Below are 24,722 nucleotides of genomic sequence, written 5' to 3'. Positions count from 1 at the left end.
GTCTCTATGAAAGCGTTATTAGATTTATTTAAACAGGTTACGCAAGAAGAAGAGTTCGATGCGATCAAGATCGCGTTAGCTTCACCTGAAAAAATCCGTTCATGGTCCTATGGCGAGGTTAAAAAGCCAGAAACTATCAACTACCGTACCTTCAAACCTGAGCGGGACGGTTTGTTCTGCTCCAAAATCTTTGGTCCTATCAAGGATTACGAGTGCTTGTGCGGTAAGTACAAACGCCTGAAACACCGTGGTGTGATTTGCGAGAAGTGTGGTGTTGAAGTCACCTTGAGCAAAGTACGTCGTGAGCGTATGGGCCATATTGAGCTGGCTTCACCAGTCGCGCATATCTGGTTCCTGAAATCCTTGCCTAGCCGCTTGGGTATGGTGCTGGATATTGCCCTGCGTGATATCGAGCGTGTATTGTACTTTGAAGCATTCATCGTGATCGACCCAGGCATGACACCGCTGACACGTGGTCAATTGCTGACAGAAGATGACTATATCGCCAAGGTGGAAGAATACGGCGACGAATTCAACGCCGTAATGGGTGCTGAAGCGATTCGTGAGCTGTTGCGCACGATGGACATCAACCGTGAAATCGAAACCCTGCGTAGCGAATTGTCTGCGACTGGCTCTGAAGCCAAGATCAAGAAAATCGCCAAGCGCCTGAAAGTGCTGGAAGCGTTCCAGAAATCCGGCATCAAGCCAGAGTGGATGATCCTGGAAATCCTGCCGGTATTGCCGCCAGAATTGCGTCCGTTGGTACCGCTGGATGGTGGCCGTTTCGCTACGTCTGACCTGAATGACCTGTATCGTCGCGTGATTAACCGTAACAACCGTTTGAAACGCCTGCTGGAGCTGAAAGCGCCGGAAATCATCGTGCGTAACGAAAAACGTATGTTGCAAGAAGCGGTGGATTCACTGCTGGACAACGGCCGTCGCGGTAAAGTGATGACGGGTGCTAACAAGCGTCCGCTGAAATCACTGGCTGACATGATCAAAGGTAAGGGCGGTCGTTTCCGTCAAAACTTGCTGGGCAAACGCGTGGACTACTCCGGTCGTTCCGTGATTGTGGTTGGTCCACAGTTGAAATTGCACCAATGCGGTTTGCCTAAGAAAATGGCGCTGGAACTGTTCAAACCATTCATCTTCCACAAACTGGAAGTGCTAGGTTTAGCGACAACGATTAAAGCGGCGAAGAAGAAAGTTGAAGAGGAAGGACCAGAAGTCTGGGATATCCTTGAAGACGTGATTCGCGAACATCCGGTGCTGTTGAACCGTGCGCCTACTCTGCACCGTCTGGGTATCCAGGCATTTGAGCCGGTATTGATCGAAGGTAAAGCGATCCAGCTGCACCCATTGGTGTGTTCAGCCTTTAACGCCGACTTTGACGGTGACCAGATGGCTGTCCACGTACCATTGAGCCTGGAAGCGCAAATGGAAGCACGCACATTGATGCTGGCATCTAACAACGTGCTGTCTCCAGCCAACGGTGAACCAATCATTGTGCCGTCACAGGATATCGTGTTGGGTCTGTACTACATGACCCGCGAAAAAGTGGCTGCTCGTGGCGAAGGCATGATCTTCAGTGATATCAAGGAAGTACAACGTGTGTACGACCAGGGTCTGATTGATCTGCATGCCAAGGTGACTGTGCGTATTAAAGAGTTTGAGCTGGATGTTGCCGGTGAAAAAACCGAAAAAATCAATCGTTACAATACCACGGTTGGTCGTGCATTGCTGTCTGAAATCCTGCCGCCTGGCTTGCCATACAGCTACATTGACAAGGCACTGAAAAAGAAAGAGATTTCACGCCTGATCAACGCCAGCTTCCGTAAAGTGGGCATCCGCGAGACAGTCATTTTTGCTGACAAACTGATGTACACAGGTTATTCCTACGCGACTAAAGCAGGTATTTCTATCAGCATTAACGATATGTTGGTGCCGCCAGAGAAAGAGCAATTGATTGCTGCTGCTGACGCTGAAGTGAAGGAAATTGAAGACCAGTATGTTTCCGGTCTGGTAACCCAAGGCGAGCGTTACAACAAGGTGGTTGATATTTGGGGCCGTGCCGGTGACAAAGTGGCTGATGCCATGATGAAACAGCTACGCGAAGAAGATGTGAAAGACGCTGACGGTAACGTAGTGAAGAAAGACGGCAAAGTTGTCCGTCAGGAATCATTTAACGCGATTTACATGATGGCCGACTCCGGTGCCCGTGGTTCTGCGGCGCAGGTACGCCAGCTGGCTGGTATGCGTGGCCTGATGGCGAAACCTGATGGCTCTATCATTGAAACGCCAATTAAGGCGAACTTCCGTGATGGCCTGAACGTGTTGCAGTATTTTATTTCTACCCATGGTGCCCGTAAAGGTTTGGCTGATACGGCATTGAAAACAGCGAACTCAGGTTACCTGACCCGTCGTCTGGTAGACGTGACACAAGATCTGGTAGTCACACAGATCGATTGCGGCACCGTTGATGGCTTGGTGACAAAAGCGCTGGTTAAAGGCGGTGAAGTCGTTGAGCCATTGCATGACCGTATCCTGGGCCGTACTGCAGCGCTGGATGTATTGCATCCTGAAACGCAGGAAGTGGTTTACGCAGCCGGTACATTGCTGGGTGAAGACGAAGTTGAAAAAATCGATGCCCTGGGTATCGACGAAGTCAAAGTACGTACAGCACTGACTTGCGACACACGTTACGGTATTTGTGCCAAGTGTTACGGTCGTGACCTGGGTCGCGGCAAGCTGATCAGCATCGGTGAATCCGTTGGTGTGATCGCAGCGCAATCTATCGGTGAGCCAGGTACTCAGTTGACTATGCGTACCTTCCACATCGGTGGTGCGGTATCACGTGCGGCTTCAGTGTCACAGGTTGAGAGTAAGTCGAATGGTGTGGCTGGCTTTACGTCAACCATGCGCTATGTGACTAACTCACGTAACGAGCAAATCGTGATTTCTCGTAACGGTGAAGTGGTGATTTCTGAAGACAATGGCCGTGAACGTGAACGCCATAAAGTGCCTTACGGTGCGACACTGACCATCACTGATGGTAAAACAGTGAAAGCCGGCCAGGCATTGGCGACATGGGATCCACATACCCGCCCGATTATTACCGAGTACGCTGGTCATGTGAAGTTCGAGAACGTTGAAGAGGGTGTGACCGTTGCCAAACAGGTGGATGAAGTAACCGGTTTGTCATCACTGGTGGTTATCGATCCTAAGCAGCGTGCTGGTTCGTCAAAAGGCCTGCGTCCACAAGTTAAATTGCTGGATGCTAACGGTGTGGAAGTGAAAGTTGCTGGTACTGATACGCCAGTTAACGTGACTTTCCAGCTGGGTTGCATTATTACGGTCAAAGATGGTCAGGAAGTTGGCGTGGGTGAAGTGCTGGCACGTATCCCGCAAGAATCTTCCAAAACCCGTGATATTACCGGTGGTCTGCCACGCGTAGCTGAACTGTTCGAAGCACGTTCACCGAAAGATGCCGGCATGCTGGCTGAGGTGACTGGTACTGTTTCGTTCGGTAAAGATACCAAAGGTAAACAACGCCTGGTGATTACTGATCTTGATGGTATTACCAGCGAATTCCTGATTGCTAAAGACAAGCACGTAACCGCGCATGACGGTCAAGTGGTCACTAAAGGTGAGTCAATTGTTGACGGCCCGGCAGATCCGCAAGATATCTTGCGCCTGCAAGGTCGTGAAGCACTGGCACGTTACATCATCGACGAGGTGCAAGACGTTTACCGCTTGCAAGGCGTGAAGATTAACGACAAGCACATCGAAGTAATTGTGCGTCAGATGTTGCGTCGTGTCAGAGTGACGGATGCTGCTGATACCGGTTTCATTACGGGTGAGCAAGTTGAGCGCGCTGATCTGCTGACAGAAAATGAACGCGTAGTGGCTGAAGATAAACGTCCGGCAACTTTCGAGTACGTTTTGCTGGGTATTACTAAAGCTTCGTTGTCTACAGATTCATTCATCTCGGCAGCTTCCTTCCAGGAAACCACACGCGTGTTGACGGAAGCAGCAATCCTGGGCAAACGCGATGATCTGCGTGGCTTGAAGGAAAACGTCATTGTGGGTCGTCTGATTCCTGCAGGTACGGGCTTGGCTTATCATGAGTCCCGCAAGCGTGCAGCGATTGCATCACTGACACCAAACGTGGCAGAACCTTCACAAGCCATGTTGGCGGCTGAAGCGATGTTTGCACCTGAAGTGGCGGTAGAAGAGACTGCTGCAGACGATAGCGCGGCCGAGTAATTCGATCACTGTTGTCCCTGTTCTCAAGGGGTGTCTCGCATGAATAATGCTTGACACCCCTTGACTCATTTACTAAAATGCTGGGTTTCTCAGAATGGCCTTATTGTCTCAATAAGGCATTGTTGTTGATATGCCACCATACCTGAGTCTTCCTGCTCAAATGGTGGTTCTTAAAAAAAGGTGAAGAGGTTAAGGCAATGCCAACCATTAATCAGTTAGTACGTAAGCCACGCGTTAAAGTGGTTACCAAGAGCAAGGTTCCAGCTTTGGAAGCTTGCCCACAAAAGCGTGGTGTATGTACTCGTGTGTACACCACAACACCAAAAAAACCAAACTCCGCCTTGCGTAAGGTTGCTAAGGTTCGTTTGACCAATGGTTACGAAGTCATTAGCTATATCGGTGGTGAAGGCCATAACCTGCAAGAGCATAGCGTGGTATTGCTGCGCGGTGGTCGTGTAAAAGACTTGCCAGGTGTGCGTTACCATATGGTGCGTGGTAGCTTGGATACGGCTGGTGTTAAAGACCGTAAACAGTCACGTTCCAAATACGGTGCTAAGCGTCCTAAAGAAGCTAAAGCTTAATTTTTAAGCTTGCTCAAGTTATTTCCATTTTTTATAGCGGCTGAAATGCCTTGCGAGTGTAATTGCTAGCAAAAATTTAATTGAAAAGAGAATGTTATGCCAAGACGTAGAGAAGTCCCCAAACGTATTATCTTGCCGGATCCAAAATTTGGTAGCCAGGAAGTGTCCAAGTTTGTAAATGTGCTGATGACAGGTGGTAAGAAATCTGTTGCTGAACGTATCATTTACGGTGCCTTTGATCAGGTGGCCAGCAAGAGCGGTAAGGACCCGCTGGAATTATTCACCACAGCGTTGAATAATCTGCGTCCTGTTGTTGAAGTTAAGAGCCGCCGTGTTGGTGGTGCAAACTATCAGGTGCCAGTAGAAGTGCGCCCAAGCCGTCGCAGTGCGTTGGCAATGCGTTGGTTGCGCGATGCAGCGCGTAAGCGTGGCGAAAAATCTATGGGCCTGCGTTTGGCTGCTGAGTTGATCGAGGCCTCTGAAGGCCGTGGTTCAGCAATGAAGAAGCGTGAAGAAGTTCACCGTATGGCAGAAGCTAACAAAGCGTTCTCACACTTCCGTTTTTAATTAAACGACTCGTTCTTTAATAATTAGTTGAATTGATAGCAAAGGTAAACTACCGTGGCACGCAAAACCCCTATTGAACGCTACCGTAATATTGGTATTTCAGCGCACATTGATGCTGGTAAAACAACCACTACAGAACGTATTCTGTTCTATACAGGTGTAAACCATAAAATTGGTGAGGTGCACGATGGTGCAGCCACCATGGACTGGATGGAACAAGAGCAGGAGCGTGGTATTACCATTACTTCAGCTGCGACAACCTGTTTCTGGAAAGGCATGGACCTTTCATTGCCTGAGCATCGATTCAACATTATTGATACCCCGGGGCACGTGGACTTTACCATTGAGGTAGAGCGTTCCATGCGTGTGCTGGATGGTGCCTGCATGGTTTACTGTGCAGTAGGTGGCGTACAGCCACAATCAGAAACTGTATGGCGTCAGGCCAACAAGTACAAAGTGCCTCGTCTGGCCTTTGTCAATAAAATGGACCGTTCCGGTGCCGATTTCTTCAAAGTCGTAGAGCAAATGAAAACGCGCCTGCGCGCTAACCCTGTGCCGGTGGTGATTCCTATTGGTCGCGAAGATACATTCACTGGTGTGGTTGACCTGCTTAAAATGAAAGCCATCATCTGGGATGAGGCTTCTCAAGGCATGAAATTCACATACGGTGACATTCCTGCTGATTTGGTTGAGACTGCTAATAAATGGCGTGAGCAAATGGTTGAGTCAGCTGCTGAAGCTAGCGAAGACCTGATGAACAAATACCTGGAAAACGGTGAGCTGGAAGAGAAAGAAATCGTTTTAGGTCTGCGTACACGTACCATTGCTGGCGAAATTCAGCCTATGTTGTGTGGCTCAGCATTTAAAAACAAAGGTGTGCAACGTATGTTGGACGCGGTTGTTGATTTCTTGCCATCACCGATTGATATTGATGATGTGACCGGTGAGGATGACTACGGTAAGCCTGCAAGCCGTAAAGCTGACGACAAAGAAGGCTTCTCTGCACTGGCATTTAAGTTGATGACGGATCCGTTCGTTGGTCAATTGACGTTTATCCGTGTTTACTCTGGCGTTTTGAACAAGGGTGATACAGTTCTTAACTCTATCAAGAATAAAAAAGAGCGTATCGGCCGTATCGTTCAGATGCACGCTAACAACCGTGAAGAGGTTGAAGAGGTGTTGGCTGGTGACATCGCCGCCTGTATCGGCTTGAAAGATGTAACCACTGGTGAATCTTTATGTTCGCCAGACAAGCCTATCATTCTTGAGCGTATGGTATTCCCAGAGCCAGTGATTCACGTGGCTGTTGAACCAAAAACCAAAAGTGACCAGGAAAAAATGGGCTTGGCGTTGGGCCGTTTGGCACAAGAGGATCCTTCATTCCGCGTGCGTTCAGATGAAGAGTCTGGCCAGACAATTATTTCCGGTATGGGTGAGTTACACCTGGAAATTCTGGTAGACCGTATGCGTCGTGAATTCAATGTTGAGGCTAACGTGGGTGCGCCACAAGTGGCTTACCGTGAAGCGATTCGCAAATCAGTTGAAGTTGAAGGTAAATTCGTTAAGCAATCCGGTGGTAAGGGTCAATACGGTCACGTATGGCTCAAAATGGAACCTAACGAAGCTGGTAAAGGCTTTGAGTTCATTGACCAGATCAAAGGTGGTACTGTGCCGCGTGAATTTATTCCGGCGGTTGAAAAAGGTCTGCGTGAAACCATTCCTGCAGGTATCCTGGCTGGTTTCCCGGTAGTTGACGTAAAAGTTACCTTGTTTGATGGTTCATACCATGACGTTGACTCCAACGAAAACGCATTTAAAATGGCGGCTTCTATTGGTTTCAAAGACGGTATGCGTAAAGCGGATCCAGTGTTGCTTGAGCCAATGATGGCGGTTGAAGTTGAAACGCCTGAAGACTACATGGGTGATGTGATGGGTGACTTGTCATCCCGTCGCGGCATCATCCAGGGTATGGATGACATGCCTGGTGGCGGTAAAGCGATTAAAGCAGAAGTGCCATTGTCTGAGATGTTTGGTTATTCCACTGTAGTACGTTCCTTGTCACAAGGTCGTGCCACATACAGCATGGAATTCAAGCACTACTCTGACGCACCGAAAAACGTTGCTGAAGCAATCATCAACAAAAAATAATTGATTAAATTAAAGTATTAAATAAAAGGAAAACATCATGGCAAAAGGCAAATTCGAACGTACCAAGCCACACGTGAACGTTGGTACGATTGGTCACGTTGACCACGGTAAGACAACATTGACAGCGGCTATCACCACTGTATTGACTAAGAAATTTGGTGGTGAAGCGAAGGCTTACGATCAGATTGACGCGGCGCCAGAAGAAAAAGCACGTGGTATTACCATCAACACAGCGCACGTTGAGTACGAGACAGCTAACCGTCACTACGCCCACGTTGACTGTCCAGGTCACGCCGACTATGTAAAAAACATGATTACCGGTGCTGCCCAGATGGACGGTGCAATCCTGGTATGTTCAGCTGCTGACGGCCCGATGCCACAAACACGTGAGCACATCCTGTTGGCACGCCAAGTTGGTGTTCCATACATCATCGTGTTCCTGAACAAAGCAGACATGGTTGATGATGCTGAATTGTTAGAGTTGGTTGAAATGGAAGTGCGTGAATTGCTAAGCAAATACGACTTCCCAGGTGATGACACACCAATCATCCACGGTTCAGCTAAGCTGGCTTTGGAAGGCGACCAATCAGAGATCGGCGAACCAGCCATCTTCAGACTGGCTGAAGCTTTAGACAGCTACATCCCAATGCCAGAGCGTGCCATCGACGGTACCTTCCTGATGCCAGTAGAAGATGTATTCTCTATCTCAGGCCGTGGTACTGTAGTAACAGGCCGTATCGAGCGTGGTATTGTTAAAGTCGGTGACGAAATCGAAATCGTTGGTATCAAACCAACTGTTAAGACGACATGTACCGGTGTTGAAATGTTCCGTAAACTGCTGGACCAAGGTCAGGCAGGCGACAACGTAGGTGTATTGCTGCGTGGTACAAAACGTGAAGATATCGAACGTGGTCAAGTATTGTCAAAATCAGGTTCAATCAAGCCACACACTAAATTCACAGCAGAGATCTACGTGTTGGGTAAAGATGAAGGTGGTCGTCATACACCATTCTTCAACGGCTACCGTCCACAGTTCTACTTCCGTACGACTGACGTGACTGGTGCAGTTGAATTGCCAGCAGGTACCGAAATGGTGATGCCAGGTGATAACGTTTCTATCTCGGTAGCGCTGATTGCGCCAATCGCGATGGAAGACGGCTTGCGCTTCGCTATCCGTGAAGGTGGTCGTACCGTTGGTGCTGGCGTCGTCGCTAAAATCATCGAGTAATTAATTTATACAGGCGGCAGGAATTTCCTGCCGCTTTTGCTCTTTAAAGGAAAAAACATGGCAGCTCAAAAAATTCGTATCCGTCTTAAAGCTTTTGATTATCGTCTGATCGATCAATCTGCTCTGGAAATCGTTGAAACTGCGAAACGTACGGGTGCTGTAGTAAAAGGTCCGGTACCATTGCCGACGCGTATTGAGCGCTTTGATATTCTGCGTTCCCCACACGTGAACAAAACTTCACGTGACCAATTCGAAATCCGTACCCATCAACGTTTGATGGACATCGTTGACCCTACTGATAAAACAGTGGATGCATTGATGAAGCTGGATCTACCAGCTGGTGTGGATGTAGAAATCAAGCTTTAATTCTAAAGTTGTTATTCTGGGAATGGCCTTTTAAAACAAAAGGCTGTTGTCAAACCAAGAATAGTTCGGTATAATCCGCGCTCTTCGGTGGACGGTCAATTGTAATCGTCCGCTTTAAACTATTATAAGGAACTGATCATGAGCTTAGGGCTTATTGGTCGCAAGGTGGGCATGACCCGCATTTTTACAGATGAAGGCGCAAGCGTTCCTGTAACAGTGCTGGAAGTGATCCCTAACCGCGTGACACAAGTAAAGACAGTTGCAACTGATGGCTATACAGGCCTGCAAGTTGCATACGGCGAGCGTCGTGCTAGTCGTATCAACAAGGCGTTGACTGGGCACTTTGCCAAAGCTGGCGTAACTGCCGGTGCTGGTATCAAAGAATTCAATGTGGCTGAAGATGTTCTGGCCAATTTCCAAGTAGGCGGAAATGTCACTGTTGATATTTTCTCTGTTGGTCAATTGGTAGACGTGACAGGTACATCCATCGGTAAAGGTTTTGCCGGTGCGATTAAACGTCATAACTTCTCCTCTAACCGTGCTTCTCACGGTAACTCACGTTCACATAACGTACCTGGTTCTATCGGTATGGCGCAGGATCCGGGTCGAGTATTCCCTGGTAAGCGCATGCCTGGTCATTTGGGTGACATTAAAGTTACTACCCAAAACCTAGAAATCGTTCGTGTAGACGTTGAGCGTAATCTGTTATTGATTAAAGGTTCCGTACCTGGCTCCAAAGGTGGCAATGTTGTTGTACGTCCAGCCATCAAAGCGAAAGGGGCTGCATAATGGAATTAAAACTGATTGATCTGAACGGCAAGGTTGCTAAAAAAGGCGTTGATGCGTCTGACGTAACTTTTGGTCGTGAGTTTAACGAGTCCCTGGTGCACGAAGTTGTCGTTGCTTACATGGCGAATGCCCGTACAGCAACCCGTGCACAAAAAACACGTGCTACCGTTGCCCATACTACCCACAAGCCATATGCGCAAAAGGGTACTGGTAACGCTCGTGCTGGTATGACTTCCAGCCCGATCTGGCGCGGAGGTGGTCGTGCATTCCCTAATAGCCCTAACGAAAACTACAGCCACAAAGTAAACCGCAAGGCTTACCGTGCTGGTATGCAGACTATTTTGTCTGAGTTGGTGCGTCAGGATCGTTTGAAGGTTGTAGACACATTTACTGTTGATACGCCAAAAACAAAACAACTGGTACAAAAAATCAATGCTCTGGGCGTTGACGGCGGTGTATTGCTGTTGATTGACGGTTTTGATGAGAACTTGTACTTGTCTTCCCGTAACCTGCCAAATGTATTGGTAGTTGAAGCGCAGTTTGCTGATCCAGTTAGCCTAGTGCGTTTCCCTAACGTTTTAGTAACTGCTGGCGCAGTGAAGAAACTAGAGGAGATCTTGGCATGATTACCGCAGCAACCAAAACTCAAGATCGTTTATTGCAAGTGATTTTGGCACCACAAATTACCGAGAAGGCGACTTTCATTGCTGACAAACATCAGCAAATCGCTTTTAAAGTACGTACTGATGCAACCAAGCCAGAAATCAAGGCGGCAGTTGAATTGGTGTTCAAGGTTGAAGTGGCTTCTGTGTCTGTGATTAACGTCGCAGGTAAAGTAAAGCGTGCTGGCCGTCGTACGGGTAAGCGTAGTGACTGGAAAAAGGCTTATGTTAGCCTGAAGCCAGGTCAAGAAATTAATTTTGCAGCTGGCGAATAAGGAGAGAAGACATGGCATTAGTTAAAGTCAAACCAACTTCCCCCGGTCGTCGTGGTGTATTGAAGGTTGTTACACCTGATTTGCACAAAGGCAAGCCTTACGCGCCGCTGTTGGAAAGTCAAAGTAAAAATGCTGGTCGTAATAACAACGGCCGCATCACAACCCGTCACCAAGGTGGCGGTCATAAGCAGCATTACCGTGTGATCGACTTCCGTCGTAACAAAGATGGTATTCCTGCGACTGTAGAGCGTATCGAATACGATCCAAACCGTACAGCTAACATTGCGTTGCTGTGCTACGCAGATGGCGAGCGTCGTTACATCATTGCCCCACGTGGCATTGCTGCCGGTGCACAACTGGTGAGCGGTTCTGAAGCGCCTATCCGTGCTGGTAATGCATTGCCATTACGCAACATTCCTGTCGGTAGCACGATTCATTGTATCGAAATCCAGCCAGGCAAAGGCGCGCAGATTGCACGTTCAGCCGGTACTTCTGTTCAGTTGCTGGCACGTGAAGGTGCTTACGCTCAGTTGCGTTTGCGTTCCGGTGAAGTTCGCCGTGTGCACGTTGACTGCAAAGCAACTTTGGGTGAAGTGGGTAACGAAGAGCATTCACTGCGTTCTATCGGTAAAGCTGGTGCTATGCGCTGGCGTGGTATTCGCCCAACCGTTCGCGGTGTGGTGATGAACCCGGTTGATCACCCGCACGGTGGTGGTGAAGGCCGTACTGCTGCAGGTATGAACCCGGTTTCACCATGGGGTCAGAAAACTAAGGGTTATCGTACACGTAAGAATAAGCGTACTGATAACATGCGCGTAAGTCGTCGTCCGAGAAATGTAAGGTAATCGCTATGGCACGTTCTGTTAAAAAAGGTCCATTTGTGGACGCTCACTTGGCTAAGAAAGTCGAAACTGCGTCAGCGAACCGCGATAGAAAGCCAATCAAAACTTGGTCTCGTCGTTCGACTGTATTGCCTGACTTTATTGGTTTAACCATCGCAGTGCACAACGGTAGACAACATGTGCCTGTGCTGATTTCTGAAAACATGGTTGGTCACAAGCTTGGCGAATTTGCGTTAACCCGCACATTCAAAGGGCACGCGGCTGATAAAAAAGCGAAGAAGTAAGGGGCTGATATGCAAGTTACTGCAGTTTTAAAAGGCGTACACCTTTCTCCGCAAAAAGCGCGTCTGGTGGCCGACTTGGTGCGTGGCAAAAAAGTAGATCACGCTTTGAATATTCTTGAATTCACGCCTAAGCGTGGTGCCGAGATCATCAAAAAAGTGGTTCTGTCTGCGATTGCCAATGCCGAGCATAACAATGGGGCTGATATTGACGCATTGAAGGTGACTTCAATTTACGTTGATAAAGGCATTGTCATGAAACGTATCCGTGCACGTGCAAAAGGTCGCGCTGGTCGTATTACGAAACCAACATGTCATATTCATGTGACAGTCGGTGACTCAAAGGAATAATATGGGACAGAAAATTCATCCAATTGGGTTCCGTTTGAGCGTCCAGAAAAACTGGGCGTCACGTTGGTACTCAAATAGCCAGAACTTCCCTGCGATGTTGCAAGGCGACATCAAAGTGCGCGAGTTCCTGAACAAGAAACTGGCGAGCGCTGCTGTAAGCAAAATCATTATCGAGCGCCCAGCTAAAAATGCAAAAATTACTATTCACAGCGCCCGTCCAGGTGTGGTGATTGGTAAAAAAGGTGAAGACATTGAGTCTTTGCGTTCTTCTCTGCAAGGTTTGATGGGCGTTCCAGTTCATCTGAACATTGAAGAAGTGCGTAAGCCTGAGCTGGACGCCACGTTGATTGCGCAATCCATTGCTCAGCAATTGGAAAAGCGTGTGATGTTCCGTCGTGCCATGAAACGCGCAATGCAAAATGCAATGCGTTTGGGTGCACAAGGCATCAAGATTATGAGTTCCGGTCGTTTGAATGGTATCGAAATTGCACGTACCGAGTGGTATCGCGAAGGCCGTGTGCCTCTCCATACACTGCGTGCTGATATCGACTATGGTGTGGCAGAGGCTTCTACCACCTACGGTATTATCGGGATTAAAGTTTGGGTATTCAAAGGTGAGATTTTCGGTGATAACGCGGCTAATGCTGCTGTTGCTGATGCTGAACCAGAGAAAAAAGTAAGAAAGCCGAGGGCTAAAGATGCTGCAACCAGCTAGACAGAAATACCGCAAGATGCAAAAGGGTCGCAATAAAGGTATTGCGACTACTGGTAACAAGGTAAGCTTTGGTGAATTTGGTTTAAAAGCGATTGGTCGCGGTCGTTTGACCGCACGTCAGATCGAAGCTGCGCGTCGTGTGATGACTCGTCACATTAAGCGTGGTGGCCGCGTCTGGATCCGCGTATTCCCTGATCAGCCAATTTCTAAAAAACCTGCTGAAGTGCGTATGGGTAATGGTAAAGGTAGTGTTGATTACTACATCGCTCAAATTCAGCCAGGCAAAATGTTGTACGAGATGGATGGCGTGAGCGAAGAGTTGGCTCGCGAAGCTTTCAAACTGGCTGCTGCTAAGTTGCCAATTGAAACTACATTCATGACCCGTCAAATCGGTAGTTAAGGAGTAGTGAAATGAAAGCTTCAGAATTTCGAGCAAAATCAGCTGAAGAGCTGAATACCGAGTTGGTTGAATTGCGTCGCGCACAGTTTTCACTGCGCATGCAACTGGCGACTCAACAATTGAACAAAGCAGATCAGCTGGGTAAAGTGCGTAAAGATGTAGCTCGCGTTAAAACCGTGCTGGCTGAGAAGGCGAAACAAGCATGATGACTGAAAAGGCGAAAGTTGTACGCAGTTTGACTGGTCGCGTGGTAAGCAACAAGATGGATAAAACCGTGACTGTGCTTGTCGAGCGTAAAGTAAAACACCCTCTGATTGGTAAAGTGGTTTCTAAATCGAACAAATTTCATGCACATGACGAAAGTAATGCATGTCAAGAAGGCGATTTAGTCACAATTACTGAATCACGCCCATACTCCAAGACTAAGTCTTGGGTAGTAAGCAAAATCGAAGCTAAGTAAGGCTTCAAATATAACTGGAAAAGCGCTTGTCACAAGCGTTTTTTTAGTTGTATAATGTTGGACTTTTCGGTGCCCGCCTTAGATGGCATGTAGCTGGCACCCCAATACTGACCGTGGTCTATTGGCCGTAACGTGTTTTTGAATGCGAATTCAAAAACAGGCGGCTGGTAGTGGTTATAACGGATTAAGTTGGAGATTATTTCTCATGATTCAAATGCAATCTCGGCTTGAAGTGGCCGATAACACTGGTGCGCGTTCCGTGCAGTGTATCAAGGTCTTGGGTGGTTCCAAGCGTCGTTATGCCAGCATTGGCGACATCATCAAAGTTAGCATTAAAGATGCTGCTCCGCGTGGTCGCGTCAAAAAAGGTGAAATCTACAACGCTGTGGTTGTACGCACTGCTAAAGGTGTACGTCGCCCGGATGGTTCCTTAGTTAAATTCGATGCCAATGCTGCAGTCTTGTTGAACAACAAGCTTGAGCCAATTGGTACACGTATTTTTGGCCCGGTGACACGTGAGTTGCGCAGTGAGCGCTTCATGAAGATCGTTTCATTAGCGCCTGAAGTGCTGTAATAGGCTGGAGACGATAAATGAGCAAAATTCGCAAAGGTGACCAAGTCATTTTGAATACAGGTAAAGACGCAGGTAAAACAGGTGCTGTTTTGAACGTCTTGCCAACCGGCCATGTAGTGGTGGAAGGTCTGAATGTGGTAAAAAAACACACTCGTCCTAACCCTATGCGTGGTGTTACTGGTGGCATCATCAGCAAAGAAATGCCTTTGGACATTTCTAATGTGGCGATTTATAACGCTGCAACTAAAAAAGCTGATCGTGTTGGTTTTAAGGTACTCGAAGATGGTCGCAAGATTCGTGTTTACAAATCTAGCGGCGAGTCTATCGACGCATAGGAATACATATGGCACGTTTAAAACAGTTCTATAACGATACAGTGGTTCCCAAGTTGACTGAACAATTTGGTTACACCTCTTCAATGCAGGTGCCACGTATCGAAAAAATTACCCTGAACATGGGTGTAGGCGAAGCTGTAGCTGATAAAAAAGTTATGGAGCACGCAGTTGCCGATATGGAAAAAATTGCTGGTCAAAAAGCGATCGTAACTAAGGCTAAAAAGTCTGTTGCCGCTTTTAAAATCCGTGATGACTATCCTGTTGGTTGCAAAGTCACATTGCGTCGTGAGCGTATGTATGAATTCCTTGATCGTCTGATTACCGTGGCTATCCCACGTATTCGTGACTTCCGTGGTATTTCTGCAAAATCTTTTGATGGCCGTGGTAACTACAACATGGGTGTTAAAGAGCAAATTATTTTCCCGGAAATTGAATACGACAAAATCGATGTATTGCGCGGGATGAATATCACCATTACAACGACAGCTCAAACAGACGAAGAAGCAAAAGCACTGTTGGCTGCATTTAGTTTCCCATTTAGAGGTTAAGTCATGGCAAAAGTATGTATGACAGAGCGCGAGCAAAAGCGTCGCGAAACCGTAAAAAAATATGCAGCCAAACGCGCTGAATTGGTTGAAATTATCAACAACCAAAATGCAAGCGTTGAAGATCGTTTTGCTGCACGTTCAAAATTGCAAAGTTTGCCACGTAATTCCAGCCCAGTGCGTACACGTAATCGTTGTGCATTGACTGGTCGTCCACGTGGTGTGTTCAGTAAATTTGGTATCGCACGTAATGAGTTGCGTAAGTTGATGATGGCTGGTCACGTACCAGGTGTCACCAAGGCCAGCTGGTAACGGAGGAATAGAACATGAGTATGAGTGATCCGATTGCCGATATGTTGACCCGTATTCGTAACGCGCAACGTACGAATAAGCCTACAGTATCAATGCCTGCGTCTAAAGTTAAAGGCGCCATTGCAAATGTATTAAAAGACGAAGGCTACATTGAAGATTTCAATGTTCAAGCCAACGAAGGTAAGCCTGTTTTGAACATCAGCCTCAAATACTACGCTGGTCGTCCAGTGATTGAGAAAATTGAGCGCGTATCCAAGCCAGGTCTGCGTATTTATAAAGGTAGTCAAAACATCCCACGCGTGATGAACGGTTTAGGCGTAACTATCGTCTCTACTTCACGTGGCGTAATGACTGATCGTAAAGCACAAGCTGCCGGTATCGGTGGTGAAGTTCTGTGCATCGTGGCTTAAGAGGAGTTTGATATGTCACGTGTTGCTAAAAATCCGGTTACGATTCCTGCCAAGGTGGAAGTCGTTATCTCTCCTGCTGAGATCGCAGTAAGCGGTCCTCTGGGTAAATTAAACCAAGCGTTGTCAGCAGATATTACTGTGACTCGTGATGGTGAACAGTTGCTGGTAAAAGCCAACAATGAAACACAGCATTCGCGAGCAATGTCTGGTACTGTGCGCGCTTTATTGGCGAACATGGTCCAAGGTGTTTCAGCTGGTTTTACCCGTAAATTGACACTGATTGGTGTGGGTTACAAAGCTAATGCTCAAGGCTCAACTTTGAATCTTGAATTAGGTTACTCACATCCTATCAACCACAAGATGCCTGAAGGTGTGACTGTGCAAACGCCTACGCCAACAGAGGTTGTGTTGACCGGGGCTAACAAGCAAGTGCTTGGCCAGGTTGCAGCGCAGATCCGTGGCTACCGTGCTCCAGAGCCATATAAAGGCAAGGGTGTTCGTTATGCGGATGAAGTGGTCGTCATTAAAGAGACCAAGAAAAAATAAGTAAAGCACTTATAGGTTAGACAATAGCCTGAACAGTGAATCAATATTAAAGGTAAATTCAATGAAAAACGTAAATAACCGCTTGCGCAGAGCACGTAAAACCCGTGCCAAAATCGCCGAGTTAAAAGTTACACGTTTGAGTGTACATCGCACCAATACCAATATTTATGCTCAGATCATTACTGAAACTGGTGATCGCGTATTGGCGAGTGCATCTACCGTTGAGGCTGAAGTGCGTCAACAACTGAAAAATGGTGGCAACATCGAAGCTGCAACCTTGATTGGCAAACGTATTGCTGAAAAAGCTGTAAAAGCCGGCATCACTGACGTTGCTTTTGATCGTTCAGGTTACAAGTATCACGGTCGCATTAAAGCTTTGGCTGATGCGGCTCGTGAACATGGTCTCAAATTCTAATAGGTGAGATAAGAATGGCAAAAGATTTTGAACAGCAGCAAACTGACGGTTTGCGTGAAAAAATGATTACTGTTAACCGTGTAAGCAAGACGGTTAAGGGTGGTCGTATCATGAGCTTCGCTGCATTGACCGTAGTTGGTGATGGCGATGGCACTGTTGGTATGGGTAAAGGTAAGGCACGTGAAGTGCCAGTGGCTGTACAAAAAGCCATGGATGAAGCCCGTCGCAGCATGGTAAAAGTGAATTTGAAAAATGGTACTTTGTATCACGCTGTTACCGGTGTGCACGGTGCAGCTAAAGTACTGATCCAGCCTGCCTCTGAAGGTACCGGTATCATCGCTGGTGGTACGATGCGCGCTATTTTTGAAGTGATGGGTATCACTAACGTGATTGCTAAGAGTCTTGGTTCCACCAACCCTTACAATCTGGTACGTGCAACCTTGAACGGTCTGGCTTCCATGAACACACCAGCTGAAATTGCTGCTAAACGTGGCAAGACCTTAGAAGAAATCAGAGGTTAATCATGGCTAAAGCAAAAAAAGAGAACGTGACTTTAAAAGTGACGTTGGTAAGAAGTTTAATTGGTCGTATTGAAGCGCATAAAGCAACAGTACGTGGCTTAGGTCTGCGTCGCATGCACCACACAGTTGAAGTGCAAGATACGCCTGAAATCCGCGGCATGATCAATGCTGTAAGCTATCTTTTAAAGGTTGAAGCATAATGCAATTGAACACGATTAAGCCTGCAGAAGGCGCTAAGAAAGAACGTCGTCGTTTAGGTCGTGGCATTGGTTCCGGTTTAGGTAAAACTGGTGGCCGTGGTCACAAAGGTCAAAAGTCACGTGCCGGTGGTTTCCACAAGGTAGGTTTCGAAGGTGGTCAAATGCCTTTGCAACGCCGTTTGCCTAAACGTGGTTTCAACTCTTTAACCCGTGATGACACAGCCCGTATCCGTACGAGCGAATTGTCTCTGGCTGAAGGTGAAGTCATTGACATCTTGTCTTTGAAAGCAGCTAAGTTAGTTCCAGCATCAGCCAAGGCAGTGAAGGTGTACCTGTCAGGTGAAGTGACTGCTAAAGTACAAGTACAAGGTTTGTTGTTGACCAAAGGTGCTAAAGCAGCCATCGAATCCGCTGGCGGCAAAGTACTCGAAGTTTAATTGTTGTCATAAGAGAGTATCAGCTTGGCACAGGATAATATTTTAAGTTCCGTTAGCAAACTTGGTGAATTAAAAAGCCGTTTGTGGTTCTTGTTGGGGGCGTTGATTGTTTATCGACTAGGCGCTCATATTCCGGTGCCAGGCATTGATCCAACAGTGTTGAAGCAGCTGTTTGACACACAAAAGGATGGCATTCTTGGGATGTTCAACATGTTCTCCGGTGGTGCATTGTCACGGTTTACCGTGTTTGCACTCGGAATCATGCCTTACATTTCAGCTTCTATTATCATGCAGTTGCTGACTGTGGTTTCACCGCAGCTGGAACAGTTGAAAAAAGAAGGTGAAGCCGGACGTCGGCAAATTACCAAATACACGCGCTATGGCACTGTGTTGCTGGCGACATTCCAGGCACTAGGTATCGCCATTGCACTTGAAGGTCAGGCTGGGCTGGTGCTTGATCCAGGTTTAGGTTTCCGTATTACTGCGGTGACAACCCTGGTAGCTGGCACGATGTTTTTGATGTGGTTAGGTGAGCAGATTACTGAACGCGGCATTGGTAATGGTATTTCAATTATCATTTTTGCAGGTATCGTGGCTGGTTTGCCGCATGCGATTGGCAGTACCCTGGATTTGGCGAAGACCGGTGCATTCTCTATACCATTGGTGATGTTCCTGTTTGTTGCTGTGATTTTAGTGACCGCTTTAGTCGTGTTTGTTGAGCGGGGACAACGCAAGATTACAGTGAATTACGCTAAGCGTCAGGTTGGTAACCGTATTTATGGCGGTCAATCTACCCACCTGCCTTTGAAGCTGAATATGGCTGGTGTGATTCCGCCAATTTTCGCTTCAAGTATTATTTTGTTCCCGGCAACCTTGGCTGGTTGGTTCGGAAGTAGTGAGCATATGTATTGGTTGAAAGATGTCAGTGCGAAACTGTCACCTGGTCAGCCACTGTATATTTTATTATTTGCAGCAGCGATTTTGTTCTTTGCGTTTTTCTATACCGCTTTAGTGTTTAACCCTAAAGAAACGGCAGATAACTTGAAGAAGAGTGGTGCATTTGTACCTGGTATTCGCCCTGGTGATCAAACAGCTAAATATATTGATCGCATCATGGGTCGTTTAACCTTGATTGGTGCTCTGTACATTACGCTGGTTTGTTTGTTGCCAGAATTCCTGGTGCTGAAATTTAATACACCATTCTATTTTGGCGGCACATCTTTGCTGATTATTGTAGTGGTCACCATGGACTTTATGACACAGGTGCAATCACATTTGATGTCTCAGCAATATGAAGGCTTGCTCAAAAAAGCAAACTTTAAAGGATCTGGTCGCTAAATACACTTTGCCGGTTGGCGGGGTTGCAGCAAGATCAGGCTAAATGATTTAACCCGTGTGTGAATGACATTCCGCACAAAGTAAGTGAATTAACTAAAGGAAATAAGATGAGAGTTCGCGCATCAGTTAAAACATTGTGCCGTAACTGTAAAGTCGTTAGACGTCGCGGTGTTGTTCGTATTATTTGTACCGACCCGCGTCATAAACAACGTCAAGGTTAATTGGTATAACAATTCCTTGTGAGGGTCTGGATTGGCTGATATAATATGCGGCTTTTCTTTTCTACGCACAAGTTTAATCGTGATGAACGATTGATTATTGGAGTTTAAGTATGGCTCGTATTGCCGGGGTGAATATCCCAAACCACAAACATGCAGAAATCGCTTTGACCTCTATTTACGGTATTGGCCGTAACACTGCGCAAAAAATCTGTGCAGCAGCAGGTGTACAAACGACATCTAAAGTTAAAGATCTGAGCGATTCAGAAGTGGAAAAGCTGCGTGACGAAGTTGCCAAGTTCACTGTTGAAGGTGACTTGCGCCGTGAAGTGACTATGAACATCAAGCGTTTGATGGATCTGGGTTGCTACCGCGGTATCCGTCATCGTCGTGGTCTACCTGTCCGTGGACAGCGTACCAAGACCAATGCACGTACGCGTAAAGGCCCTGTTAAGGCTATTAAACAAGCTAAATAATCTTTTTGAACATTAGTTAGATATTAAGGACAGTACAACATGGCAAAAGCTAATGTACGCGTTAGAAAAAAAGTTAAAAAGAACATTGCCGAGGGTATCGCCCACGTACACGCTTCTTTTAACAATACGATTATTACGATTACTGATCGTCAAGGTAATGCCTTGTCATGGGCAACATCAGGCGGCCAAGGCTTTAAAGGCTCACGTAAAAGTACTCCTTTTGCAGCTCAAGTAGCTTCAGAAGTGGCTGGTAAAGCGGCACAAGAGTCTGGTGTCAAAAATCTAGAAGTGCGCATCAAGGGTCCAGGCCCAGGTCGCGAATCTGCTGTACGTGCATTGAATGCTGCTGGTTTCAAAATCACCAGCATTACTGATGTAACACCAGTGCCGCACAACGGTTGCCGCCCACCAAAGAAACGCAGAATTTAATTCAATTCACTGATTTCATTATCAGCGAATTAATTAACGGAGAATATTTTGGCTAGAAATCTAGACCCTAAATGCCGCCAATGCCGTCGAGAAGGTGAGAAGTTGTTTCTGAAAGCTGAAAAATGCTTTACAGATAAATGCGCAATTGAAAAGCGTAACTTCGCACCTGGTCAGCATGGCCAGCGTCGCGTCGCACGTATGTCAGACTATGGTGTGCAGTTGCGTGAGAAACAAAAAGTGCGTCGTATCTACGGAGTATTGGAAGGCCAATTCCGTGCTTATTACGCAAAAGCAGATGGTCAAAAAGGCATTACCGGCGAGAGCTTATTGCAATTGCTGGAATCACGTTTAGACAATGTCGCTTATCGTATGGGGCTGGCAGGTTCTCGTTCTGAAGCTCGTCAGGTTGTACGTCATAACAGCATTCTGGTAAATGGCAAACGTGTGAACATCCCTTCTTACCAGGTCAAAGCAGGTGATTTGATCAGTGTTTCAGAAAAGGCTAAATCGCAATTGCGTATTAAAGCTGCAGTTGAAGCGGCTGAGCAACGCGGCTTTCCTGAGTGGTTGGACGTCAACATCAAGGCATTGAGTGGTATGTACAAGGCTAAGCCTCAGCGTGATGAGTTGCCAGTTACTATCAATGAGTCATTGATCGTTGAGTTGTATTCTAAGTAATCACTTAGTTCAGACTAAGGTTTATTTGTTTATACCCAATTACTCCAAGGAAATATATGCAAAATAGCCCTACAGAATATTTGAAGCCACGTGTAGTTGATGTTGAGGTAATTAATCCTCTGCGCGCCCGTGTGACTTTAGAACCAATGGAGCGAGGTTTCGGCTATACATTGGGTAACGCTTTAAGAAGAGTTCTTTTATCTTCTATCCCAGGTTTTGCCATTACAGAAGTAAAAATCGATGGTGTAGTACATGAGTACTCTACGATTGAAGGCGTTCAGGAAGACGTGGTTGATATCTTGTTGAACCTTAAAGGTGTTGCATTAAAACTGCACAACAAGACTGAAACCATCTTGGTATTAAGCAAGTCTGGTGAAGGAATTGTCACTGCTGGTGACTTCGAAGTTGGACATGACGCTGAAATTGTCAATCCGAATCACGTGATTGCACATATCACCAAAGGTGGTAAGTTGAATCTGGAAGTGAAGATTGAAATGGGTCGTGGTTATCAACCTGTACCAGCTCGCCAGAAAGCTAACGATGAAGACCGTGTATTAGGTTTCATGATGGTGGATGCTTCTTTCAGCCCGATCAACAAGGTCAGCTACCATGTTGAGAGCGCACGTGTTGAGCAACGTACCGACCTGGACAAATTGATTATGGACGTTGAAACCAACGGCATTATCGAGCCAGAGCAGGCCATTCGCGATGCAGCACGTATTTTGATTGGCCAGTTGTCAGTATTTGCGAATCTGGAAGGTGCTTCTGCAGATGTAGAAGTAAAAGCTGCACCACAGGTTGATCCTATCCTGTTGCGTCCAGTGGATGATCTGGAATTGACAGTACGTTCTGCAAACTGCCTCAAAGCAGAAAACATTTTTTACATTGGTGATTTGATTCAACGTACAGAAAACGAGCTGTTGAAAGCTCCAAACCTGGGCAGAAAATCATTAAATGAAATTAAAGATGTGTTGGCCTCCAAAGGCTTAACACTGGGAATGAAGCTTGAAAACTGGCCACCTGTTGGCTTGGAAAAAGCTTAATTTCTAATAAGATAAATACTTAAGGAATTACTATGCGTCACGGTAATAGCAATCGTAAATTGAACAGAACAAGTAGCCACCGCGCTGCTATGTTCCGCAACATGGTGACCTCTTTGCTGCGTCACGAAGTCATCAAGACTACTTTGCCAAAAGCAAAAGAACTGCGTAAATATGCAGAGCCTTTGATCACTTTAGGCAAAACACCGACATTGGCAAATCGTCGCCTGGCATTCAGCCGTTTGCGTGACCGTGATATCGTTGGCAAATTGTTCGGTGAACTCGGCCCACGTTACAACGCACGCAATGGTGGTTACTTGCGTATTCTGAAATGTGGTTTCCGTAACGGTGACAATGCGCCAATGGCGTTTGTTGAGTTGGTTGACCGCCCAGAAATCACAGAAGCGCCAGCAGCTGCAGAATAATCTGTGTTGTGTGATTCAAACAAAAAAGCCAGCAATGCTGGCTTTTTTGCTTTTTGTCATTAATAACATTACTGATTCTCACAGAAAAAGTTTCTGGCTTATATTTCTTAAAAGCCATCTTTACTGTTTTAGCCAGAAGGTAACTTGAGTCTCGTTGAATGGCCAATATAAATATGTTTCGCCATCGCCTTCTAATACCGGAATGCTAGTCGCAAACTTCTCCAGCAGCCGATTGTCATCAATAATGTCGATTGTTTTGTAAGTAAGTGCCAGTGCCTGCAAAACACGTTCTGCGTCTTCACATAAATGGCAGCCTAGTGTGCCGTATAAAATCAATTGCTTCTGCATAAATCGCTAGGTAGTGTCATCAACGCTTTGTACAATATTACCTGTAAAAAATAAACCCTGCTCAACATTGGAAGAAGCATGACTGATATTCGCGAACATGATGAGAAGGTGATTGAAAGCAAGGAGAGCCTGAGCGAGACATTGCAGCAGGTGATTACTCTGTTGGGCAAGCACAAACTGGTAGAGCATGTGGTGCACAAGCAGGATATGCCCAAACATGATCTGGTTGAATCCCTGGTCCACAAGCAAAACCTGAATATCCTGCAACACAAGCTGGATCAGTTACATCCGGCTGACGTCGCCTATATTCTGGAGTCATTGCCGCTAGATGACCGTCTCATGGTATGGGATCTGGTCAAAGCCGAACGTGATGGTGAAATTCTGCTTGAAGCTTCAGATGCGGTTCGTCAGACGCTGATTGCAGATATGGACAGCGAAGAGCTCCTCGCCGCTGCAGAACAACTGAATACCGATGAGTTGGCGGATTTGGCGCCTGACTTGCCAAAAGATGTATTGCAGGACTTGATGTACAGCCTGGATACGCAGAACCGCGAACGTTTGCAATCTGCACTTTCCTATCCTGAAGACACGGTGGGTGCGATTATGGATTTTGATATTGTCACCATTCGTGACGATATCACTTTAGAGGTGGTGTTACGTTACCTGCGTCGCCTGCCAAAATTTCCCGACCATACCGATAAATTGTTCGTGATCAATCGTGACGATATTCTGCAAGGCGTGCTGCCACTAAAACGCATTATCCTGAATGATCCTGAAACTGAGGTTGGTGACATTATGTCTACCGATGCTGTAGTGTTTCACCCGGAAGATATGTCTGACCAGGCAGCGATGGCATTTGAGCGTTATGACCTGGTGACGGCGCCGGTAGTGGATAACAATCGCAAGCTGGTAGGGCGTATCACGGTCGACACGGTGATGGATATTATCCGGGAAGAAGCGGAAGCGGACATGTTGTCCTGGGCCGGTTTGCGCGAAGAGGAAGACTTCTTTGCCTCGATCTGGAAATCCGTGCAAAACCGTTGGGCGTGGCTGGCGATTAACCTGGTCACAGCATTAGTTGCTTCCAGGGTGATTGGCTTATTCGAGGGCAGTATTGAGAAAATCGTCGCGCTGGCGGCGTTGATGCCGATTGTTGCCGGTATTGGTGGTAACTCCGGCAACCAAACCACTACCATGATTGTACGAGGTCTGGCACTTGGCCAGATTTCCGGCTACCACATGCGTTCGTTGCTGAAGAAGGAAGTGGGTGTCGCATTGCTGAATGGGCTTGTATGGGGGAGTGTCCTCGGTCTGATTGCATATTGGTTGTACAAGAGTCCGGCATTGGGGCTGGTGATGATGTCAGCGATGACATTGAATCTACTGCTTGCAGCCGTTATAGGCGTAGTGATTCCTTTGGTGATGAATAAGCTGGACCGGGATCCTGCAGTGGGTTCAAGCGTGCTGATTACGGCCATCACGGACAGTGGCGGCTTTATGATCTTCCTGGGGCTGGCAACCATCTTTTTGCTGTAAGTGGATAA

The 24,722-nt window shown here is 46.8% G+C and carries 35 protein-coding genes; 34 read left to right on the top strand and 1 reads right to left on the bottom strand.

Annotated elements, in window-relative coordinates:
* Positions 1-6: 6 nt before the first annotated feature.
* The 33 genes from rpoC to rplQ all read left to right on the top strand — a co-directional run bounded on the left by rpoC (position 7) and on the right by rplQ (position 22,830).
* On the top strand, positions 7-4,266 hold the full coding sequence (rpoC, locus tag LPA26_RS08440; RefSeq protein ID WP_055872283.1) for a DNA-directed RNA polymerase subunit beta': 4,260 nt from the start codon (positions 7-9) through the stop codon (positions 4,264-4,266).
* Between the two features lie 197 nt (positions 4,267-4,463).
* Complete coding sequence (gene rpsL, locus LPA26_RS08435) at positions 4,464-4,847, top strand: 30S ribosomal protein S12 (RefSeq protein ID WP_018987692.1); 384 nt, start codon at positions 4,464-4,466, stop codon at positions 4,845-4,847.
* 96 nt (positions 4,848-4,943) lie between these two features.
* Positions 4,944-5,414 carry a 30S ribosomal protein S7 gene (rpsG, locus tag LPA26_RS08430; protein ID WP_019881216.1) on the top strand — a complete coding sequence of 157 codons (471 nt, stop codon included), beginning with the start codon at positions 4,944-4,946 and terminating at the stop codon, positions 5,412-5,414.
* A 54-nt stretch (positions 5,415-5,468) separates the two neighbouring features.
* A complete protein-coding gene (gene fusA / locus LPA26_RS08425) occupies positions 5,469-7,562 on the top strand; it encodes an elongation factor G (RefSeq protein WP_229007978.1) in 2,094 nt (697 codons plus the stop codon).
* Positions 7,563-7,599: 37 nt separating this feature from the next.
* Positions 7,600-8,790, top strand: a complete 1,191-nt coding sequence (tuf, locus tag LPA26_RS08420) for an elongation factor Tu (protein ID WP_229007977.1) — start codon at positions 7,600-7,602, stop codon at positions 8,788-8,790.
* A 57-nt stretch (positions 8,791-8,847) separates the two neighbouring features.
* Positions 8,848-9,156, top strand: a complete 309-nt coding sequence (rpsJ, locus tag LPA26_RS08415; RefSeq protein ID WP_011478646.1) for a 30S ribosomal protein S10 — start codon at positions 8,848-8,850, stop codon at positions 9,154-9,156.
* Between the two features lie 138 nt (positions 9,157-9,294).
* Positions 9,295-9,945, top strand: coding sequence for a 50S ribosomal protein L3 (rplC, locus tag LPA26_RS08410; protein WP_055827147.1), 651 nt, complete (start codon positions 9,295-9,297; stop codon positions 9,943-9,945).
* Complete coding sequence (rplD, locus tag LPA26_RS08405; RefSeq protein ID WP_055827144.1) at positions 9,945-10,571, top strand: 50S ribosomal protein L4; 627 nt, start codon at positions 9,945-9,947, stop codon at positions 10,569-10,571. Before rplC ends, rplD begins: the two co-directional genes overlap by 1 nt.
* Positions 10,568-10,882 carry a 50S ribosomal protein L23 gene (gene rplW / locus LPA26_RS08400; protein ID WP_055827143.1) on the top strand — a complete coding sequence of 105 codons (315 nt, stop codon included), beginning with the start codon at positions 10,568-10,570 and terminating at the stop codon, positions 10,880-10,882. Before rplD ends, rplW begins: the two co-directional genes overlap by 4 nt.
* 11 nt (positions 10,883-10,893) lie before the next feature.
* Positions 10,894-11,727, top strand: coding sequence for a 50S ribosomal protein L2 (gene rplB, locus LPA26_RS08395; RefSeq protein WP_055827140.1), 834 nt, complete (start codon positions 10,894-10,896; stop codon positions 11,725-11,727).
* A 5-nt stretch (positions 11,728-11,732) separates the two neighbouring features.
* Positions 11,733-12,008, top strand: a complete 276-nt coding sequence (gene rpsS / locus LPA26_RS08390; RefSeq protein ID WP_055827137.1) for a 30S ribosomal protein S19 — start codon at positions 11,733-11,735, stop codon at positions 12,006-12,008.
* A gap of 9 nt (positions 12,009-12,017) precedes the next feature.
* Positions 12,018-12,356, top strand: coding sequence for a 50S ribosomal protein L22 (gene rplV / locus LPA26_RS08385; protein WP_055827133.1), 339 nt, complete (start codon positions 12,018-12,020; stop codon positions 12,354-12,356).
* Position 12,357: 1 nt separating this feature from the next.
* Positions 12,358-13,071 carry a 30S ribosomal protein S3 gene (gene rpsC / locus LPA26_RS08380; protein ID WP_055827131.1) on the top strand — a complete coding sequence of 238 codons (714 nt, stop codon included), beginning with the start codon at positions 12,358-12,360 and terminating at the stop codon, positions 13,069-13,071.
* Positions 13,055-13,471 carry a 50S ribosomal protein L16 gene (rplP, locus tag LPA26_RS08375; RefSeq protein ID WP_055827127.1) on the top strand — a complete coding sequence of 139 codons (417 nt, stop codon included), beginning with the start codon at positions 13,055-13,057 and terminating at the stop codon, positions 13,469-13,471. The genes rpsC and rplP overlap by 17 nt, the downstream gene beginning before the upstream one ends.
* An 11-nt stretch (positions 13,472-13,482) precedes the next feature.
* Positions 13,483-13,677, top strand: a complete 195-nt coding sequence (rpmC, locus tag LPA26_RS08370) for a 50S ribosomal protein L29 (protein WP_055827124.1) — start codon at positions 13,483-13,485, stop codon at positions 13,675-13,677.
* Positions 13,674-13,931, top strand: a complete 258-nt coding sequence (rpsQ, locus tag LPA26_RS08365; protein WP_082488120.1) for a 30S ribosomal protein S17 — start codon at positions 13,674-13,676, stop codon at positions 13,929-13,931. The genes rpmC and rpsQ overlap by 4 nt, the downstream gene beginning before the upstream one ends.
* 205 nt (positions 13,932-14,136) lie before the next feature.
* On the top strand, positions 14,137-14,505 hold the full coding sequence (gene rplN, locus LPA26_RS08360; RefSeq protein ID WP_019881229.1) for a 50S ribosomal protein L14: 369 nt from the start codon (positions 14,137-14,139) through the stop codon (positions 14,503-14,505).
* Between the two features lie 17 nt (positions 14,506-14,522).
* Positions 14,523-14,840, top strand: a complete 318-nt coding sequence (gene rplX / locus LPA26_RS08355) for a 50S ribosomal protein L24 (protein ID WP_055827121.1) — start codon at positions 14,523-14,525, stop codon at positions 14,838-14,840.
* Between the two features lie 8 nt (positions 14,841-14,848).
* Positions 14,849-15,388 carry a 50S ribosomal protein L5 gene (gene rplE, locus LPA26_RS08350; protein WP_055827118.1) on the top strand — a complete coding sequence of 180 codons (540 nt, stop codon included), beginning with the start codon at positions 14,849-14,851 and terminating at the stop codon, positions 15,386-15,388.
* A 3-nt stretch (positions 15,389-15,391) separates the two neighbouring features.
* Complete coding sequence (gene rpsN, locus LPA26_RS08345; protein WP_055827115.1) at positions 15,392-15,697, top strand: 30S ribosomal protein S14; 306 nt, start codon at positions 15,392-15,394, stop codon at positions 15,695-15,697.
* A gap of 14 nt (positions 15,698-15,711) precedes the next feature.
* A complete protein-coding gene (gene rpsH / locus LPA26_RS08340; protein WP_055827112.1) occupies positions 15,712-16,107 on the top strand; it encodes a 30S ribosomal protein S8 in 396 nt (131 codons plus the stop codon).
* A gap of 12 nt (positions 16,108-16,119) precedes the next feature.
* A complete protein-coding gene (rplF, locus tag LPA26_RS08335) occupies positions 16,120-16,653 on the top strand; it encodes a 50S ribosomal protein L6 (protein ID WP_055827109.1) in 534 nt (177 codons plus the stop codon).
* A 61-nt stretch (positions 16,654-16,714) separates the two neighbouring features.
* Complete coding sequence (gene rplR / locus LPA26_RS08330) at positions 16,715-17,068, top strand: 50S ribosomal protein L18 (protein WP_055827104.1); 354 nt, start codon at positions 16,715-16,717, stop codon at positions 17,066-17,068.
* A gap of 14 nt (positions 17,069-17,082) precedes the next feature.
* Positions 17,083-17,589, top strand: coding sequence for a 30S ribosomal protein S5 (gene rpsE / locus LPA26_RS08325; protein WP_055827101.1), 507 nt, complete (start codon positions 17,083-17,085; stop codon positions 17,587-17,589).
* 2 nt (positions 17,590-17,591) lie between these two features.
* Complete coding sequence (rpmD, locus tag LPA26_RS08320; RefSeq protein ID WP_055827098.1) at positions 17,592-17,789, top strand: 50S ribosomal protein L30; 198 nt, start codon at positions 17,592-17,594, stop codon at positions 17,787-17,789.
* Positions 17,789-18,226 carry a 50S ribosomal protein L15 gene (gene rplO, locus LPA26_RS08315; RefSeq protein WP_055827096.1) on the top strand — a complete coding sequence of 146 codons (438 nt, stop codon included), beginning with the start codon at positions 17,789-17,791 and terminating at the stop codon, positions 18,224-18,226. The genes rpmD and rplO overlap by 1 nt, the downstream gene beginning before the upstream one ends.
* A gap of 24 nt (positions 18,227-18,250) precedes the next feature.
* Complete coding sequence (secY, locus tag LPA26_RS08310; RefSeq protein ID WP_055827094.1) at positions 18,251-19,564, top strand: preprotein translocase subunit SecY; 1,314 nt, start codon at positions 18,251-18,253, stop codon at positions 19,562-19,564.
* Between the two features lie 107 nt (positions 19,565-19,671).
* Entirely contained in the window at positions 19,672-19,785 is a 114-nt protein-coding gene (rpmJ, locus tag LPA26_RS08305) for a 50S ribosomal protein L36 (protein ID WP_081620790.1), read from the top strand.
* A gap of 110 nt (positions 19,786-19,895) precedes the next feature.
* Positions 19,896-20,258 carry a 30S ribosomal protein S13 gene (rpsM, locus tag LPA26_RS08300; protein WP_055872193.1) on the top strand — a complete coding sequence of 121 codons (363 nt, stop codon included), beginning with the start codon at positions 19,896-19,898 and terminating at the stop codon, positions 20,256-20,258.
* A gap of 39 nt (positions 20,259-20,297) precedes the next feature.
* Positions 20,298-20,687 (top strand): 30S ribosomal protein S11, encoded by a 390-nt coding sequence (rpsK, locus tag LPA26_RS08295; protein ID WP_018986256.1) that lies wholly within the window; start codon positions 20,298-20,300, stop codon positions 20,685-20,687.
* 48 nt (positions 20,688-20,735) lie between these two features.
* Positions 20,736-21,365, top strand: coding sequence for a 30S ribosomal protein S4 (gene rpsD, locus LPA26_RS08290; RefSeq protein WP_055827088.1), 630 nt, complete (start codon positions 20,736-20,738; stop codon positions 21,363-21,365).
* Between the two features lie 56 nt (positions 21,366-21,421).
* Complete coding sequence (gene rpoA, locus LPA26_RS08285) at positions 21,422-22,408, top strand: DNA-directed RNA polymerase subunit alpha (RefSeq protein ID WP_055827085.1); 987 nt, start codon at positions 21,422-21,424, stop codon at positions 22,406-22,408.
* Positions 22,409-22,440: 32 nt separating this feature from the next.
* Positions 22,441-22,830, top strand: coding sequence for a 50S ribosomal protein L17 (rplQ, locus tag LPA26_RS08280; RefSeq protein WP_229007976.1), 390 nt, complete (start codon positions 22,441-22,443; stop codon positions 22,828-22,830).
* A 120-nt stretch (positions 22,831-22,950) separates the two neighbouring features.
* On the opposite strand, the gene LPA26_RS08275 is transcribed toward rplQ, so the two are convergent.
* Positions 22,951-23,178: a glutaredoxin family protein gene (locus LPA26_RS08275; RefSeq protein WP_055872195.1), complete on the bottom strand. Its 228-nt coding sequence runs from the start codon at positions 23,176-23,178 to the stop codon at positions 22,951-22,953.
* 78 nt (positions 23,179-23,256) lie between these two features.
* Between LPA26_RS08275 and mgtE the strand changes: the two genes are divergently transcribed.
* Positions 23,257-24,714, top strand: a complete 1,458-nt coding sequence (mgtE, locus tag LPA26_RS08270) for a magnesium transporter (RefSeq protein ID WP_055827072.1) — start codon at positions 23,257-23,259, stop codon at positions 24,712-24,714.
* Positions 24,715-24,722 lie beyond the last annotated feature (8 nt).

Source organism: Methylophilus sp. Leaf408 (genome assembly GCF_916856905.1).
Taxonomy (GTDB): domain Bacteria; phylum Pseudomonadota; class Gammaproteobacteria; order Burkholderiales; family Methylophilaceae; genus Methylophilus.
The sequence above is the reverse complement of the archived record's forward strand: the minus strand, read 5'-3'. Positions and strand labels throughout refer to the sequence as shown.

Excerpts from the sequence above, each read along its gene's own strand:
- rpoC (WP_055872283.1), top strand. The coding sequence starts at position 7 with ATGAAAGCGTTATTAGATTTATTTAAACAGGTTACGCAAGAAGAAGAG.
- rpsL (WP_018987692.1), top strand. The coding sequence starts at position 4,464 with ATGCCAACCATTAATCAGTTAGTACGTAAGCCACGCGTTAAAGTGGTT.
- rpsG (WP_019881216.1), top strand. The coding sequence starts at position 4,944 with ATGCCAAGACGTAGAGAAGTCCCCAAACGTATTATCTTGCCGGATCCA.
- tuf (WP_229007977.1), top strand. The coding sequence starts at position 7,600 with ATGGCAAAAGGCAAATTCGAACGTACCAAGCCACACGTGAACGTTGGT.
- rpsJ (WP_011478646.1), top strand. The coding sequence starts at position 8,848 with ATGGCAGCTCAAAAAATTCGTATCCGTCTTAAAGCTTTTGATTATCGT.
- rplC (WP_055827147.1), top strand. The coding sequence starts at position 9,295 with ATGAGCTTAGGGCTTATTGGTCGCAAGGTGGGCATGACCCGCATTTTT.
- rplD (WP_055827144.1), top strand. The coding sequence starts at position 9,945 with ATGGAATTAAAACTGATTGATCTGAACGGCAAGGTTGCTAAAAAAGGC.
- rplW (WP_055827143.1), top strand. The coding sequence starts at position 10,568 with ATGATTACCGCAGCAACCAAAACTCAAGATCGTTTATTGCAAGTGATT.
- rplB (WP_055827140.1), top strand. The coding sequence starts at position 10,894 with ATGGCATTAGTTAAAGTCAAACCAACTTCCCCCGGTCGTCGTGGTGTA.
- rpsS (WP_055827137.1), top strand. The coding sequence starts at position 11,733 with ATGGCACGTTCTGTTAAAAAAGGTCCATTTGTGGACGCTCACTTGGCT.
- rplV (WP_055827133.1), top strand. The coding sequence starts at position 12,018 with ATGCAAGTTACTGCAGTTTTAAAAGGCGTACACCTTTCTCCGCAAAAA.
- rpsC (WP_055827131.1), top strand. The coding sequence starts at position 12,358 with ATGGGACAGAAAATTCATCCAATTGGGTTCCGTTTGAGCGTCCAGAAA.
- rplP (WP_055827127.1), top strand. The coding sequence starts at position 13,055 with ATGCTGCAACCAGCTAGACAGAAATACCGCAAGATGCAAAAGGGTCGC.
- rpmC (WP_055827124.1), top strand. The coding sequence starts at position 13,483 with ATGAAAGCTTCAGAATTTCGAGCAAAATCAGCTGAAGAGCTGAATACC.
- rpsQ (WP_082488120.1), top strand. The coding sequence starts at position 13,674 with ATGATGACTGAAAAGGCGAAAGTTGTACGCAGTTTGACTGGTCGCGTG.
- rplN (WP_019881229.1), top strand. The coding sequence starts at position 14,137 with ATGATTCAAATGCAATCTCGGCTTGAAGTGGCCGATAACACTGGTGCG.
- rplX (WP_055827121.1), top strand. The coding sequence starts at position 14,523 with ATGAGCAAAATTCGCAAAGGTGACCAAGTCATTTTGAATACAGGTAAA.
- rplE (WP_055827118.1), top strand. The coding sequence starts at position 14,849 with ATGGCACGTTTAAAACAGTTCTATAACGATACAGTGGTTCCCAAGTTG.
- rpsN (WP_055827115.1), top strand. The coding sequence starts at position 15,392 with ATGGCAAAAGTATGTATGACAGAGCGCGAGCAAAAGCGTCGCGAAACC.
- rpsH (WP_055827112.1), top strand. The coding sequence starts at position 15,712 with ATGAGTATGAGTGATCCGATTGCCGATATGTTGACCCGTATTCGTAAC.
- rplF (WP_055827109.1), top strand. The coding sequence starts at position 16,120 with ATGTCACGTGTTGCTAAAAATCCGGTTACGATTCCTGCCAAGGTGGAA.
- rplR (WP_055827104.1), top strand. The coding sequence starts at position 16,715 with ATGAAAAACGTAAATAACCGCTTGCGCAGAGCACGTAAAACCCGTGCC.
- rpsE (WP_055827101.1), top strand. The coding sequence starts at position 17,083 with ATGGCAAAAGATTTTGAACAGCAGCAAACTGACGGTTTGCGTGAAAAA.
- rpmD (WP_055827098.1), top strand. The coding sequence starts at position 17,592 with ATGGCTAAAGCAAAAAAAGAGAACGTGACTTTAAAAGTGACGTTGGTA.
- rplO (WP_055827096.1), top strand. The coding sequence starts at position 17,789 with ATGCAATTGAACACGATTAAGCCTGCAGAAGGCGCTAAGAAAGAACGT.
- rpmJ (WP_081620790.1), top strand. The coding sequence starts at position 19,672 with ATGAGAGTTCGCGCATCAGTTAAAACATTGTGCCGTAACTGTAAAGTC.
- rpsM (WP_055872193.1), top strand. The coding sequence starts at position 19,896 with ATGGCTCGTATTGCCGGGGTGAATATCCCAAACCACAAACATGCAGAA.
- rpsK (WP_018986256.1), top strand. The coding sequence starts at position 20,298 with ATGGCAAAAGCTAATGTACGCGTTAGAAAAAAAGTTAAAAAGAACATT.
- rpoA (WP_055827085.1), top strand. The coding sequence starts at position 21,422 with ATGCAAAATAGCCCTACAGAATATTTGAAGCCACGTGTAGTTGATGTT.
- rplQ (WP_229007976.1), top strand. The coding sequence starts at position 22,441 with ATGCGTCACGGTAATAGCAATCGTAAATTGAACAGAACAAGTAGCCAC.
- LPA26_RS08275 (WP_055872195.1), bottom strand. The coding sequence starts at position 23,178 with ATGCAGAAGCAATTGATTTTATACGGCACACTAGGCTGCCATTTATGT.
- mgtE (WP_055827072.1), top strand. The coding sequence starts at position 23,257 with ATGACTGATATTCGCGAACATGATGAGAAGGTGATTGAAAGCAAGGAG.